Here is a 13,657-nt window from a genome sequence, read left to right as displayed (position 1 = left end):
TCGGGCTTTGCCAGATGGCCGTCCATGACCATGGACGGCCATTTTTTCGGGCACCGGATCGCGATAGAGTGATCAAAGTCGATTCTGGGCATCGGCGGGGAAGTGGCAAGGACCACAAGGTATTACGAATAGGTAAACTCATTCAATGATCCGAAACACTGCGGTATATTCTGGTCGGTCCGAATGCTCGACGCGCGCTGGAGTCCCTGGCGCCATGGGTCACAATGTCCCGAGTCTGTCGCGCGCGCGCATGGACAACGCCTTCAAGGGTCCGTTGTGCCGGACTTCCCCCTCAAGGAACTGATGATGATTGGCTGGATATACCGGATCGCGAACTGGACTGCCCTGATCGGCGGCCTGATGTTGTGCGCATTGACGATCATGATCGTGGTCAGCGTCACTGGGCGAGCCCTGATCGGTGTGGGCCTGGGGCCTGTGCCGGGTGATTTCGAACTGGTTGAAGTCGGTACGGCGCTGGCCGTGTTCTTCTTTTTGCCCTGGTGTTACCTCAAAGGCGGGCACGCCACTGTGGACTTGCTCTACATGCACCTGCCCAATGTTGCGCGCCGCGTGATCGACACCATCAGCGATGTGCTCATGCTGGCGGTCTGGCTGATGCTGTCCTGGAAGTTGTGGGAAGGCATGGTGGAAAAGCGCGAGTACATGGAAACCACCTTCATCCTGCAGATGCCCATCTGGTGGGCCTACGCGGTGTGCATGGTGGGTGCAGCGATCGGCTGCCTGTGCTACATCGCCAAGACGCTGACCCAGTTCGGCATCGGATCGGTGCCGGCGGGGTTCACGGTCGATGGGGCCAGCCATTGAGACCCCTGCGCCCATCCACTCGCCGCCTTCTGTCCCTTGATTCGCTGCCCTCCGTGGGCGCATCGACCGCCTCCCGGCTGGTCTGCCTGAAAGCCTGAAATGTCCGGTATCGAACTTGCCGCCTGGTCCTTCCCGATCCTGCTGCTGATGATCTTCATCCGCATCCCGATCGGCCTTTCCATGCTGATCTGCGGTCTGGTGGGCGCCGGCATCGTCTACGGCAGCCCAACGCCCATCCTGAACCAGCTCAAGCAGGTCACCTACAGCACCTTCTCCAACTACTCGCTCTCTGTCATTCCGCTGTTCCTGCTGATGGGGCAGTTTGCGGCGCTGGGCGGGCTTTCGCAGGCGTTGTTCAAGGCGGCAGAAGCCTGGATCGGGCACCGAAAGGGTGGCGTGGCCATGGCTGCGGTGGGTGCCTGTGCCGGCTTCGGCGCCATCTGCGGTTCCTCGCTGGCCACGGCGGCCACCATGGGTCAGGTGGCCCTGCCTGAACTCAAGCGCGCTGGCTATGCCGGGGGCATTTCCACCGCCGCACTGGCCGCAGGTGGCACGCTGGGCATCCTGATCCCACCCTCGGTGGTGCTGGTGATCTATGCCATCCTGACTGAGCAGAACATCGCCAAGCTGTTCCTGGCCGCCTTCGTGCCTGGCATCCTGGCAGCCATTGGCTACATGATCGTGATTGCGATCTATGCGCGTGTGCGCCCCAAGGAAATGGGCACCTTGCCGCCCATGCCCATGAAGGACCGGTGGGTTGCCACCGCCAAGGTCTGGCCGGTGCTGGTGATCTTCGTGGCTGTGGTGGGCGGTATCTACAGCGGCCTGTTCACGCCCACCGAAGGCGCTGCGGTGGGCGCGTTCGGCACTGGCATGGCCGCCTGGGCCGCTGGCGGTCTGAACCGCAAGACGCTGCTGGGTGCCATTCTGGGCACGGCGACCGCCACCGGCATGATCTTCATGATCGTGTTGGGCGCAGGTGTCTACAACACTTTTCTGGCGCTGTCGCAACTGCCGCAGGAGGCCGCCTCCATGGTGAGCGGTGCGGGGCTGAACCCCTGGGTGGTGCTGGTGGCGATCCTGGTCATCTACGTGATACTGGGATGCTTCATGGATTCGCTGTCCATGATCTTGCTGACCATTCCCGTGTTCTTCCCCATCGTCACGGTGCTGGACTTCGGGCTGTCGCCGGAGGAATTCGCCATCTGGTTCGGCATTCTGGTGCTGATCGTGGTGGAGGTGGGGCTGATCACACCTCCGGTGGGCATGAACCTGTTCGTGATCAACTCCATGGCCAAGGACGTGCCCATCATGGCCACCTACCGCGGTGTGATGCCGTTCGTGCTGAGCGACGTGATCCGCACCGCCATTCTGGTGGCTTTTCCCTCGATCACCGTGTTCGTGCTGCGTCTTTGATGGTGCTTACATGCGCGAACGAAGGGCCTGCACAAGCAGGCCCTTTTTGCTGGAAACTTGAAGAGTTCAAGTACTGAGACAAAGGAGGGCACCATGCCATCACCGTTCATTCGTCGACGAAAACTTCTGGCAGCTGCGGCAATGGGTTTCGGCATCACATGCATGGCGCCCACCGTGGCCACAGCGCAGCCCGCCTTTCCCACCAAGAGTGTGCGCATCGTGGTGCCTTTCGGGCCAGGGGGTGTGGGTGACCTCACGGCGCGCGCCGTGGGTCAGAAGCTCGCACAGCAACTGGGCCAGCCGGTGGTGATTGAAAACCGGCCCGGCGCTGGTGGTGTGGCGGCCGCCGAAGCCGTGGCTCGCGCAGCGCCCGATGGTCACACTCTGTTCCTGATGTCCAACGGCACCGCTGTCACGGCCGGCCTGTTCAAGTCGCTGCCCTTCGACACGGTGAACGATTTCAAGCCGATTTCCACACTGGGCTTTTTCGACATTGCCGTGGTGTCGGGCATTGAAGCGCCTTTCACCACGCTGGCCGAGGTGATTGCATTTGCCAAGGCGCACCCTGGCAAGCTCAATGTGGGCAGCATCAACGTGGGCAGCACGCAGAACCTCACCGCCGAGCTGTTCAAGAGCGCAGCCGGCATCGATGTGCATGTGGTGCCTTTCAATGGCACGCCGGCATTGGTGGCGGCGTTGCGCGGTCGTCAGGTCGATGTGGCGGTGGAAATGCTCGGGCCGGTGCTGCCGCAGATCCATGCCGGCACCTTGAGGCCACTGGCCGTGACCGGCGAAACCCGTTCCATCTTGCAGCCCCGTGTGCCCACGGCCACCGAAGCGGGTGTGACCGGTCTGGTGGCCTCGTCCTGGAACGCCCTGGCCGCACCTGCTGGCACGCCGGCGGCTGTGATCCGCCGGTTGCACCGCGAAATCGTGGCCTCATTGGCCGATGCCGAGGTGCAACAGCGACTGCGCACGCTCAATGTGGAGGCCAAGGCGTCCACGCCGGAACAGGCGTCGGAGCTGCTCCTGGCCGACATCCAGCGCTGGAGCGCCGTGATCGAGCGTGTCGGCATACCGAAGCAGTGAAACCTTGTGGTGAGGATCAAAGATGGACAACATGCGTGTGGGTTTTGTCGGGTTTGGTGAGGTGGGGCGCATTTTCAGTGCCGGGTTCAAGGCAGCGGGTGTGCCCTGGGTGGGCGCCTGGGATCTGAAGTTCGACCAGCCCGAAATGCGTGAAACCATGGTGGCTTTGGCGGTTGCGAACAACGTGGAGGCATGTGACGGTCTGGCTGCCTTGTGCGCAGAGGCCACCCTGGTGGTGTCGGCGGTGACCGCGTCGAACACGCTGGCGGTGGCGCAGGCCGTGGGGGCCCACATCCGGCCCGGCGCGTTCTTTCTGGATCTGAATTCTGCTTCGCCGGGCACCAAGCAGCAGGCCGCCGCGCAGATCGATTCGGCTGGTGCACGCTATGTGGAGGCCGGGGTGATGACATCGGTGCCGCCCTACGGCATCCGTGTGCCCATGCTGCTGGGCGGCGCGCATGCAGAGGCCTTGCAGCCCGCGCTGAAGGCGCTGGGCATGGACGCGAAGATCGCGAGTGAAAAGCTGGGCGTGGCCTCGGCCACCAAGATGTGCCGGAGCGTGATGATCAAGGGGCTGGAGGCCCTGGTGCTGGAGAGCTACGCCACCGCTCGCCACCACGGCGTGGAGGACGCGATGATCGCCACGCTGCAGGAAACTTTCCCCGGCATTGACTGGCAGCGCCAGGGCAGTTACTTCTTCAGCCGGGTGGCGCAACACGGCAAGCGCCGTGCAGAAGAAATGCGCGAGGTGGCGAACACCGTGCGTGAGGCGGGCTTTGATCCCTTCATGGCAACGGCCATCGCCGACAAACACGACTGGATGGCTGGAAAGGCGCGAGACGGTTTGTTTGCCGACCTGAGCCACAAGGCTGAGTCGCTTTCGCCCTGGCAGGCGTATGCGGACCGCTTGCTGTCCCGGCCACCTGGCGACCCAGCCACCTGAGCCAGGCCCACCCTTGCTCGACATCTTCACCATCACCGGCCCGATCTATCTCTGCATCGCAGCCGGCTTTGCCAGCGTGCGCTGGGGTCTGTTCAGCGGCGCGGACATGCGGGTCCTCGGCCGTTTCGTGATCCAGATCGCCCTGCCGGCGCTGCTGTTCAGCGCGCTGGCTTCACGTCCGCTGACCGAGGTCATCCATCCGGGTTATCTGCTGGCGTTTACCGCCGGTTCACTCGCGCTCATGTCCGGTGCGCTGTGGTACGCGCGCCGGGTGCAAGGCAAGCCCCTGAGCGAAAGCGCCTACGTGGCCATGGGAATGACGTGCTCGAACAGCGGCTACGTGGGCTACCCCGTCATGCTGCTGGCCTTCGGGCCACTGGCGGGCGTCATCCTGGCGCTGAACCTGATCGTGGAAAACCTCATCAAGCTGCCCTTGCTGTTTGCCCTGGCCGACGCGGGCGCCCACCAGGGGCAGAGGCAGTCGGTGGCGCAGGTGCTGAAGCAGACCGCCGCGCGGCAGATCCGCAACCCGATGATCGTGGCCATCTGTGCCGGCTTTCTGGTGGCTTTGCTGGGGCTGCGACTGCCCGACGTGCTGTCGCGCACCATCAGCCTGTTCTCCGCAGCCAGTGGCGGCCTGGCCCTGTTCATCATCGGGGGCACCCTGGTGGGTTTGCAGATCGAGGGTCTTCGCAGGCAGGTGGCGATGATCGCGGTGGGCAAGCTGGTGCTGCACCCACTGGCGGTGTTCGGTGCCGTCATGTTGCTGTCCGTCCTCGGCCTGCCATCCGTCACCGGCGATCTGCGGTCCGCGGCCGTTCTGTCGGCCGCCATGCCCATGCTGGGCATCTACCCCCTGCTTGCCCAACGGCACGGCCTGGAAGGCTTCACGGCCGCGGCCCTGCTGGTCACCACGGCCGCTTCGTTCTTCACCCTCAGCGCCATCCTCTGGATGGTGAAGGGCTGACCCCCGGCGCGTGGCGGGGAGGCCTCAGCCCAGGATTTTCCTGATGAGGTTCAGCGTGGCCTGCTGGGTGAGCGTGGCGGGACGCATGGAGCTGGTGGCCAGGCACAGCCGCGTGCGCAGCGGAGGGTCGCAGACCGGTCGGGTCAGGTAGGCCGACGGGCGGATCGAACTGGCCACGGCATTGCTGGAGAGCAGGGCGGCGCCGGCCCCGTCTTCCACAAGATCCAGGATGGCCCCGACTCCATCGATTTCCAAGGCCACCAGCGGTCGGCAGCCGATGTTGGCCATTTCGGTTTCCACGTGCATGCGAATCGCGTTGGGTCTGCTGGGGATCACCAGTGGCAGCAGGGCCACCTCGGCCAAAGGAATGGGTGGCGCGGGTGGTTCTTCAGCCAGACCGGCAGGGCGCTTCTGCACCAGGAACAGGTCTTCGTCGCGCAGCGGCGTGATGTCGATTTCCGGCGCGGGAAGGGCGTTGTAGAGCACCGCGATGTCCAGCCGACCGGTCGCCAGCCACTCCTGCATGGTCGCTGAGAGGCCTTCGCTGATGGACAGGCTGGCTTCGGGCAGTTGCTGGCGGAAAGCTCGCGTCAGCGGCACGGTGACCACCCGCGCCAGGCTGGGTGGCAAGCCGATGGCCACGCGCCCGGCCAGGGAGCCCCGCACGCGGCCAAGCTCTTCTCGGGCGCGTTCCACCTGGTGCAGGATGCCGCGCCCGTGCTCCAGCAACAGTCGCCCCGCTTCGGTGGGCGTGGCGCCGCGTCCGTTGCGAATCAGCAGGTTCTGCCGCAGCTCCACTTCCAGCAGGCGCACCTGGCGCGAGAGGGCCGGCTGCGCCACGTCCAGCGCCTGCGACGCCTTGGTGAAGCTGCCAAGTTCGGCTACGCGAACGAAATACGCCAGTTGCTTGAGATCCATGGACGGGAGTGTGCAGAGATATGCCAAAACGGAATGGCTAATAGTACGGTATACCGCTTGTTGGATTTTTTGCCGTGAGCACAATGCAGAACATGTCTGATACTGCTGTGCCCGCCTTGCGCGGCATTTCTTCCATGGCCACGCGCCTGGTCCTGGCCGACCTGATCGCTGCCTACATGCAACGTGCCGTCGCACCAACTGTGACGATCGAATCGGTGGGTGGCGTGGACGCGGCGCGGCGCGTGATGGCTGACGAGCCGTTCGACCTGGTGGTTCTGGCGTCGGACGCCATCGACAAACTGGAAGCCGCCGGGAAAGTGCTGCCGGGAAGCCGGGTGGACCTGGTGCGCTCCGGTGTCGCGCTGGCTGTGCGGGCGGGCGCTCCCACCCCCGACATCGGTTCCGAAGCGGCGGTGCGACAGGCCGTGCTGGCCGCGCGCAACTTGAGCTTTTCCACCGGCCCGAGCGGCGTCGCCCTGGCCGGATTGTTTGAGCGCTGGGGCGTGGCGGACGTGCTGCGCGAGCGCATCGTGCAGGCACCACCCGGTGTGCCTGTGGGCACGCTGGTGGCGCGGGGCGAGGTGGAACTGGGCTTCCAGCAGCTCAGCGAGTTGCTGCACGTGGAAGGCATCACCTTGCTGGGGCCATTGCCCGATGCCATCCAGATCACCACCACCTTTTCTGCCGCCGTCTGCACCATGGCCAGCCAGCCCGATGTGGCGCGCGATTTCATCGCCTTCATGGCGTCGCCTGAGGCGGCCGAGGCCAAAAAGCGCCAGGGCATGGACCCGGCCTGATCCCGATACCAACTGCTCCAGGAGACCACATGAGCCTCATCATCGATTGCCACGGCCACTACACCACCGCCCCCAAGGCGCTGGAGAACTGGCGCAACGCGCAGATCGCCGGCATCAAGGATCCGGCTGCGATGCCCAAGGTCGCCGACCTGAAGATCAGCGACGACGAATTGCGCGAGTCCATCGAGACCAACCAGTTGCGCCTGATGAAAGAGCGCGGCAGCGACATCACGCTGTTCAGCCCACGCGCCAGCTTCATGGCGCACCACATCGGCGACTTCAATGTGTCCAGCACCTGGGCCGCGATCTGCAACGAACTCTGCCATCGCGTCTCCACGCTGTTCCCCGATCACTTTGTACCTGTGGCCATGCTGCCGCAGAGCCCCGGCGTGGACCCGGCCACCTGCATCCCCGAGCTGGAAAAGTGCGTGAACGAGTACGGAGCCGTGGGCATCAACCTGAACCCCGACCCGTCCGGCGGCCACTGGACCAGCCCGCCGCTGACCGACAAACACTGGTACCCCATCTACGAAAAAATGGTGGAGCACGACCTGCCGGCCATGATCCACGTGAGCACGAGCTGCAACGCCTGCTTCCACACCACCGGCGCGCATTACCTCAACGCCGACACCACGGCCTTCATGCAGCTGATTCAGGGCGACCTGTTCAAGGACTTTCCCACACTGAAATTCCTGATTCCCCACGGCGGCGGCGCCGTGCCCTACCACTGGGGCCGCTTCCGTGGCCTTGCGCAGGAAATGAAGAAGCCGTTGCTGAGCGAGCACCTCATGAACAACGTGTACTTCGATACCTGCGTGTACCACCAGCCCGGCATCGACCTGCTCAACACCGTGATCCCGGTGAAGAACGTGCTGTTCGCCTCCGAGATGATTGGCGCTGTGCGCGGCATTGACCCCACCACAGGCCACTACTACGACGACACCAAGCGCTACATCGAGGCATCCACGATCCTGAGCGCGGAAGACAAGCACCAGATCTACGAAGGCAATGTGCGGCGGGTGTTCTCGCGCCTTGACTCGCGATTGAAGGCCGAGAATCTTTAAGTGAAATGAATCCGATCCTTCCCCCTCTGGGGGAAGGCTGAGATGGGGGCCGCCCCCACCCCAACCATCCCCAGATTGGGGAGGGCGCCCAACACAGGAGACCGAACATGTATGAACTAGGCGTTGTTTATCGCAACATCACCCGCGCAGACCGCGCAGCCGCAGACGGCCTCGCCGCCCTGGGCTCTGCCACCGTGCACGAAGCCATGGGTCGCGTGGGCCTGCTCAAGCCCTACATGCGCCCCATCTACCCAGGCGTGCAGGTCAGTGGCACAGCGGTCACCGTGTTGCTGCAACCCGGTGACAACTGGATGATGCATGTGGCCGCAGAGCAGATCCAGCCCGGTGACATCGTGGTGGCGGCGGTCACGGCCGAGTGCACCGACGGTTATTTCGGTGACCTGCTGGCCACCAGTTTCCAGGCACGCGGCGCACGCGCACTGATCATCGACGCCGGTGTGCGCGACGTGAAGGAACTGCAAAAGATGGGCTTCCCCGTCTGGAGCAAGGCCATCAGCAGCAAGGGCACCATCAAGGCCACACTCGGGTCGGTGAACATCCCCATCGTCTGTGCCGGCATGCTGGTCACGCCAGGTGACGTGATCGTGGCCGACGACGACGGGGTGGTCTGTGTGCCCGCTGCACGCGCTGCTGCCACGCTGGAGGCCGCGCAGAAGCGCGAGAGCTTTGAAGGCGAAAAGCGCGCCAAACTGGCCAGCGGCGTACTGGGGCTGGACATGTACAAGATGCGCGAACCGCTGGCTGCCGCCGGACTGAAATACATAGACTGACCCCCGCCGCGCTGCGCGCGACCCGCGGTGCAACACCAGCGGCCCGGCAAAGCCGGTTCCGCGGTGTTTCTGGACTGATACACCTCACGCATAGGGACGAGAAAATGACCAAACCGACATCGGGCGACTTCACCAAGACACAGGGCTGGCTTGACTGGTTTGAGGGCCCCAGCAAGCCGCGCTTCCAGGTACCAGCCGGCAGCGTGGATGCCCACTGCCACGTGTTCGGCCCCGGCGCGGAATTCCCCTATGCGCCTGAGCGCAAGTACACGCCCTGCGATGCGAGCAAGCAGCAGCTGTACGCGCTGCGCGACCATTTGGGCTTCGCACGCAATGTGGTGGTGCAGGCCACCTGCCACGGTGCTGACAACCGCGCCATGGTCGATGCGCTGGTGAACAGCGAGGGCAAGGCGCGCGGCGTGGCCACGGTCAGGCGCAGCATCTCTGATGGTGAACTGCAAGCCCTCCACGATGCGGGTGTGCGCGGCGTGCGTTTCAACTTCGTCAAGCGCCTGGTGGACTTCACACCCAAGGACGAGCTGATGGAAATTGCTGCGCGCATCCAGAAGCTGGGATGGCACGTGGTGATCTACTTCGAAGCGGTGGACCTGCCCGAGCTGTGGGACTTCTTTACCGCGCTGCCCACCACCGTCGTGGTTGACCACATGGGTCGGCCTGATGTGAGCAAGCCGGTGGACGGCCCCGAATTCGAGCTGTTTCTGAAGTTCATGCGCCAGCACCCGAACGTGTGGAGCAAGGTGAGCTGCCCGGAACGCCTGTCTGTGGCTGGCCCCAAGGCGCTGAGCGGCGAGCAGGCCGCCTACCAGGACGTGGTGCCGTTCGCGCGCAAGGTCGTGGAAGAATTCCCCGACCGGGTGCTCTGGGGCACCGACTGGCCACACCCCAACCTGAAAGACCACATGCCCGACGACGGCCTGCTGGTCGATTTCATTCCGCACATCGCGACAACGGCTGAACTGCAGAAAAAACTGCTGGTGGACAACCCGATGAAGCTTTATTGGCCCGAGGAGACAATCCTCCCGGCATGATGTGAACCCCTATGCCCGTTCGGGCTGAGCCTGTCGAAGCCCTTGCCTGCATCCGGGTGAGCCCTTCAACAGGCTCAGGGCGAATGGGATTGCGTCGCCCGAACGGATATCAGGAGAACCCATGGCACTCGACAAACCCTACAAGGACGTGCCCGGCACGACCATCTTCGACGCAGAGCAAAGCCGCAAAGGCTACTGGCTCAACCAGTTCTGCATGAGCCTCATGAAGGCCGAGAACCGCGAAAAATTCAAGGCCGACGAGCGCGCCTACCTGGACCAGTGGGCCATGACCGAAGAGCAGAAGCAGGCCGTGCTGGCGCGGGATCTGAACTGGTGCATCAGCCTGGGCGGCAACATCTACTTCCTGGCCAAGATAGGGGCCACCGACGGCAAGAGCTTCCAGCAGATGGCCGGCTCCATGACCGGCATGAGCGAAGAGGAGTACCGCAACATGATGATCGCCGGTGGCCGTTCGGCCCAGGGCAACCGCGTGGTGGGCGAAGACGGCGACGCGCAGGCGCACCGCCAGCCCCAGGGCAAACGATGACCCACCCCCGCCGCGCTTCGCGCGACCCCCTCAAGTGGGCGATGCCTGTGGGCCGGGAAACCCGGACCCACGGCATCCTGGCCCCGTATCACCCAGTGCTGGCGGTTCTGAACCCGGCATACCGCATGGAATGGAGTATCTGAATGGCACGCATCACCGCATCCGTCTACACCTCGCACGTCCCGGCCATCGGCGCCGCGCTCGACCTCGGCAAAACGCAAGAGCCCTACTGGCAACCCGTTTTCCAGGGCTACGAGTTTGGCAAGCAGTGGTTGAAGGACAACAAGCCCGACGTCATCTTTCTGGTCTACAACGATCACGCTACCGCCTTCAGCCTGGAGATGATTCCCACCTTCGCGATTGGTACTGCGGCCGAATACCAGCCGGCCGACGAAGGCTGGGGACCGCGCCCGGTCCCCAAGGTCATCGGTCACCCTGAGCTGGCCTCGCACATTGCGCAAAGCGTGATCCAGCAGGACTTCGACCTCACCATCGTCAACAAGATGGACGTGGACCATGGCCTGACCGTGCCGCTGAGCCTGATGTGCGGTCAGCCCGAAGCCTGGCCCTGCCCGGTGATCCCGTTCGCCGTCAACGTGGTGCAGTATCCCGTGCCCAGCGGCCGCCGCTGCTACAACCTGGGTCAGGCCATTCGCAAGGCAGTGGAGAGTTTTGACGAAGACCTCAACGTGCAGATCTGGGGCACCGGCGGCATGAGCCACCAGCTGCAGGGACCGCGCGCCGGCCTCATCAACAAGGATTTCGACAACGCTTTCCTCGACAAGCTCATCAACGACCCCGAAGCCGCCGCCAGTATTCCGCACATCGACTACGTGCGCGAAGCGGGCAGCGAAGGCATCGAGCTGGTCATGTGGCTGATTGCGCGCGGCGCCATGGCCGACGTGGCCGGCGGTGCCAAGCCGAAGGTGGTGCAGCGCTTCTACCATGTGCCTGCGAGCAACACCGCGGTGGGGCATCTGATTCTCGAGAACACCTGACTTCCTCCCTCTCCCTCTGGGAGAGGGCCGGGGTGAGGGCTCTCTGCGCGCCTATCCCTTGCCCAAACTCTCTCCCAAAAGGGGAGGGCACTCATCACCTCACAAACAGGAGAACTGAACATGACCATCAAAGTCGCCCTCGCCGGCGCTGGCGCCTTCGGCATCAAGCACCTGGACGGCATCAAGAACATCGACGGCGTGGAGGTGATCTCGCTCATCAGCCGCGACCTCGACAAGACGAAGGAAGTGGCCGACAAGTACGGCATCCAGCACGTCACCACCGACCTGGCTGACAGCCTGGCGCTGAAAGAGCTGGACGCCGTGATCCTCTGCACCCCCACGCAGATGCATGCCGAACAGACCCTGGCCTGCCTGAAGGCGGGCAAGCACGTGCAGGTGGAGATTCCCCTGGCCGACAGCCTCAAGGGTGCTGAAGAAGTGGTGGCGCTGCAGAAGCAGACCGGCCTGGTGGCCATGTGCGGCCACACCCGCCGCTTCAACCCCAGCCACCAGTACGTCCACAACGAGATCACGGCGGGCAAGTTCAACATCCAGCAAATGGATGTGCAGACCTACTTCTTCCGCCGCACCAACACCAACGCGTTGGGCCAGCCACGCAGCTGGACCGATCACCTGCTGTGGCACCACGCCGCCCACACGGTCGACCTGTTCGCCTACCAGTGCGGCAGCCCGATCGTGCAGGCCAACGCCATCCAGGGCCCCATCCACCACGTGCTGGGCATCGCCATGGACATGAGCATCCAGCTCAAGGCCGCCAGCGGCGCCATCTGCACGCTCAGCCTGAGCTTCAACAACGACGGCCCCCTGGGCACCTTCTTCCGCTACATCGGCGACACGGCCACCTACATCGCGCGTTACGACGACCTGTTCAACGGCAAGGAAGAAAAGATCGACGTGTCCAAGGTGGCGGTCAGCATGAACGGCATCGAGCTGCAAGACCGCGAGTTCTTCGCCGCGATCAAGGAAGGGCGCGAGCCCAACTCCAGCGTGGCCCAGGTGTTCAACTGCTACCAGGTGCTGCACAACCTGGAGCAGCAACTGAACGGCTGAGTCCAGCGCCTGCAGCGCTACGGACCTCATCGGGCAGCAGCCAGCGACGTGGTCGACCCGGGTTTCTGCGTTGCCGGGCGCACCCTGCTTCGCGCCGGACATACCATCGACGGTTCCATCCTCACGGCTGGGGCCGTTTCCCTTTTCAGGAGTTCAACACATGCAACAACGCCAACTCGGCCCTTTCAACGTCTCCGCCATCGGCCTGGGCTGCATGAACATCTGCCATGCCTATGGCGCCCCCGTGTCCGAGGCCCAGGCTGAACGCCTGTTGCTGGCTGCGCTGGACCAGGGTGTGACCCACTTCGACACCGCGGCGCTCTATGGCTTTGGCACCAGTGAGACCGTGATTGGCAAGGTGTTGTCCAGGCACCGCTCGCAGTTCACGCTGGCCAGCAAATGCGGCATGCAGGGCGTGGATGTGGCGGGCGACGGCAAGCTGGTGCGTGTGATCGATGGTCGACCTGAAACGCTGCGCGCCACCTGCGAAGCCGCCTTGAAGCGCCTCCGTACCGATGTGATCGACCTGTACTACCTGCACCGCTGGGACAAGCAGGTGCCGATCGAAGACAGCGTGGGCGCGCTTTCTGATCTGGTGCGCGCGGGCAAGATTCAGACCATTGGCCTGAGCGAGGTCTCAGCCGCCACCGTGCGCAAGGCGCATGCGGTGCATCCCATCACCGCCGTGCAGACCGAATATTCGCTGTGGACGCGCAACCCCGAGATCGCCGTGCTGGATGCTTGCCGCGAACTGGGTGTGGCTTTCGTGGCCTTCAGTCCGGTGGCGCGTGGCTTCCTGTGCGGCCCCATCGACGTGAGCGCGCTCGACCCCAAAGACATCCGCCGCAGCATGCCGCGCTTTTCAGCCGAGAACCATGCGGCCAACCTGAAGCTGCTGCCGCCCTACATGGCCATTGCCGATGAGGTGGGTTGCACCCCGGCCCAGCTTGCCATTGCCTGGCTGCTCCACCAGGGCGAACACATCCTGCCCATTCCCGGTACCGCCCGTGAAGACCACCTGAAGGACAACCTGGGCGCGAGTGATGTGAAGCTGGATGCCGCCACGCTGGCGAAGCTGGACGCGCTAATCAACCAGCAAACGGTCAAGGGCAACCGCTACAGCGAGCAGTCGAATCGGGAAGTGGACACAGAAGTGTTTGCTTGAGCCCCTGTGTGAGGTGC

General features: G+C 63.9%; 14 protein-coding genes. 13 read left to right on the top strand and 1 reads right to left on the bottom strand.

Annotated elements, in window-relative coordinates; translation table 11 throughout:
* The first annotated feature begins 276 nt into the window (after nt 1-276).
* The 5 genes from Q7V46_RS06915 to Q7V46_RS06895 all read left to right on the top strand — a co-directional run bounded on the left by Q7V46_RS06915 (nt 277) and on the right by Q7V46_RS06895 (nt 5,240).
* Entirely contained in the window at nt 277-825 is a 549-nt protein-coding gene (locus Q7V46_RS06915; RefSeq protein WP_304912790.1) for a TRAP transporter small permease, read from the top strand.
* Between the two features lie 99 nt (nt 826-924).
* The gene (locus Q7V46_RS06910) at nt 925-2,241 is read left to right on the top strand and encodes a TRAP transporter large permease (protein WP_304912789.1); all 1,317 of its coding nucleotides are present in this window, start codon (nt 925-927) and stop codon (nt 2,239-2,241) included.
* A gap of 93 nt (nt 2,242-2,334) precedes the next feature.
* Nucleotides 2,335-3,330 (top strand): Bug family tripartite tricarboxylate transporter substrate binding protein, encoded by a 996-nt coding sequence (locus Q7V46_RS06905; protein ID WP_370690295.1) that lies wholly within the window; start codon nt 2,335-2,337, stop codon nt 3,328-3,330.
* A 22-nt stretch (nt 3,331-3,352) separates the two neighbouring features.
* Nucleotides 3,353-4,273 (top strand): NAD(P)-dependent oxidoreductase, encoded by a 921-nt coding sequence (locus Q7V46_RS06900; protein WP_304912788.1) that lies wholly within the window; start codon nt 3,353-3,355, stop codon nt 4,271-4,273.
* A gap of 13 nt (nt 4,274-4,286) precedes the next feature.
* Entirely contained in the window at nt 4,287-5,240 is a 954-nt protein-coding gene (locus Q7V46_RS06895; protein ID WP_304912787.1) for an AEC family transporter, read from the top strand.
* Nucleotides 5,241-5,264: 24 nt separating this feature from the next.
* On the opposite strand, the gene Q7V46_RS06890 is transcribed toward Q7V46_RS06895, so the two are convergent.
* Nucleotides 5,265-6,158 carry a LysR substrate-binding domain-containing protein gene (locus Q7V46_RS06890; protein WP_304912786.1) on the bottom strand — a complete coding sequence of 298 codons (894 nt, stop codon included), beginning with the start codon at nt 6,156-6,158 and terminating at the stop codon, nt 5,265-5,267.
* 83 nt (nt 6,159-6,241) lie between these two features.
* Between Q7V46_RS06890 and Q7V46_RS06885 the strand changes: the two genes are divergently transcribed.
* From Q7V46_RS06885 to Q7V46_RS06850, 8 genes are all read left to right on the top strand, one after another.
* Nucleotides 6,242-6,955 (top strand): substrate-binding domain-containing protein, encoded by a 714-nt coding sequence (locus Q7V46_RS06885; RefSeq protein ID WP_370690296.1) that lies wholly within the window; start codon nt 6,242-6,244, stop codon nt 6,953-6,955.
* 29 nt (nt 6,956-6,984) lie between these two features.
* Entirely contained in the window at nt 6,985-8,019 is a 1,035-nt protein-coding gene (locus Q7V46_RS06880; protein WP_304912784.1) for an amidohydrolase family protein, read from the top strand.
* A 107-nt stretch (nt 8,020-8,126) separates the two neighbouring features.
* Nucleotides 8,127-8,810 carry a 4-carboxy-4-hydroxy-2-oxoadipate aldolase/oxaloacetate decarboxylase gene (gene ligK / locus Q7V46_RS06875; protein WP_304912783.1) on the top strand — a complete coding sequence of 228 codons (684 nt, stop codon included), beginning with the start codon at nt 8,127-8,129 and terminating at the stop codon, nt 8,808-8,810.
* Between the two features lie 104 nt (nt 8,811-8,914).
* A complete protein-coding gene (locus tag Q7V46_RS06870; protein ID WP_304912782.1) occupies nt 8,915-9,859 on the top strand; it encodes an amidohydrolase family protein in 945 nt (314 codons plus the stop codon).
* A gap of 121 nt (nt 9,860-9,980) precedes the next feature.
* The gene (ligA, locus tag Q7V46_RS06865) at nt 9,981-10,406 is read left to right on the top strand and encodes a protocatechuate 4,5-dioxygenase subunit alpha (RefSeq protein ID WP_304912781.1); all 426 of its coding nucleotides are present in this window, start codon (nt 9,981-9,983) and stop codon (nt 10,404-10,406) included.
* 143 nt (nt 10,407-10,549) lie between these two features.
* On the top strand, nt 10,550-11,404 hold the full coding sequence (locus tag Q7V46_RS06860) for a class III extradiol dioxygenase subunit beta (protein ID WP_304912780.1): 855 nt from the start codon (nt 10,550-10,552) through the stop codon (nt 11,402-11,404).
* A gap of 120 nt (nt 11,405-11,524) precedes the next feature.
* Complete coding sequence (locus Q7V46_RS06855) at nt 11,525-12,475, top strand: Gfo/Idh/MocA family oxidoreductase (protein ID WP_304912779.1); 951 nt, start codon at nt 11,525-11,527, stop codon at nt 12,473-12,475.
* A gap of 160 nt (nt 12,476-12,635) precedes the next feature.
* Nucleotides 12,636-13,640 (top strand): aldo/keto reductase, encoded by a 1,005-nt coding sequence (locus tag Q7V46_RS06850; protein WP_304912778.1) that lies wholly within the window; start codon nt 12,636-12,638, stop codon nt 13,638-13,640.
* The last annotated feature ends 17 nt before the right edge of the window (nt 13,641-13,657 follow it).

Origin of the sequence: Hydrogenophaga sp., from assembly GCF_030651625.1 — a bacterium.
Taxonomy (GTDB): domain Bacteria; phylum Pseudomonadota; class Gammaproteobacteria; order Burkholderiales; family Burkholderiaceae_C; genus Hydrogenophaga.
The sequence above is the reverse complement of the archived record's forward strand: the minus strand, read 5'-3'. Positions and strand labels throughout refer to the sequence as shown.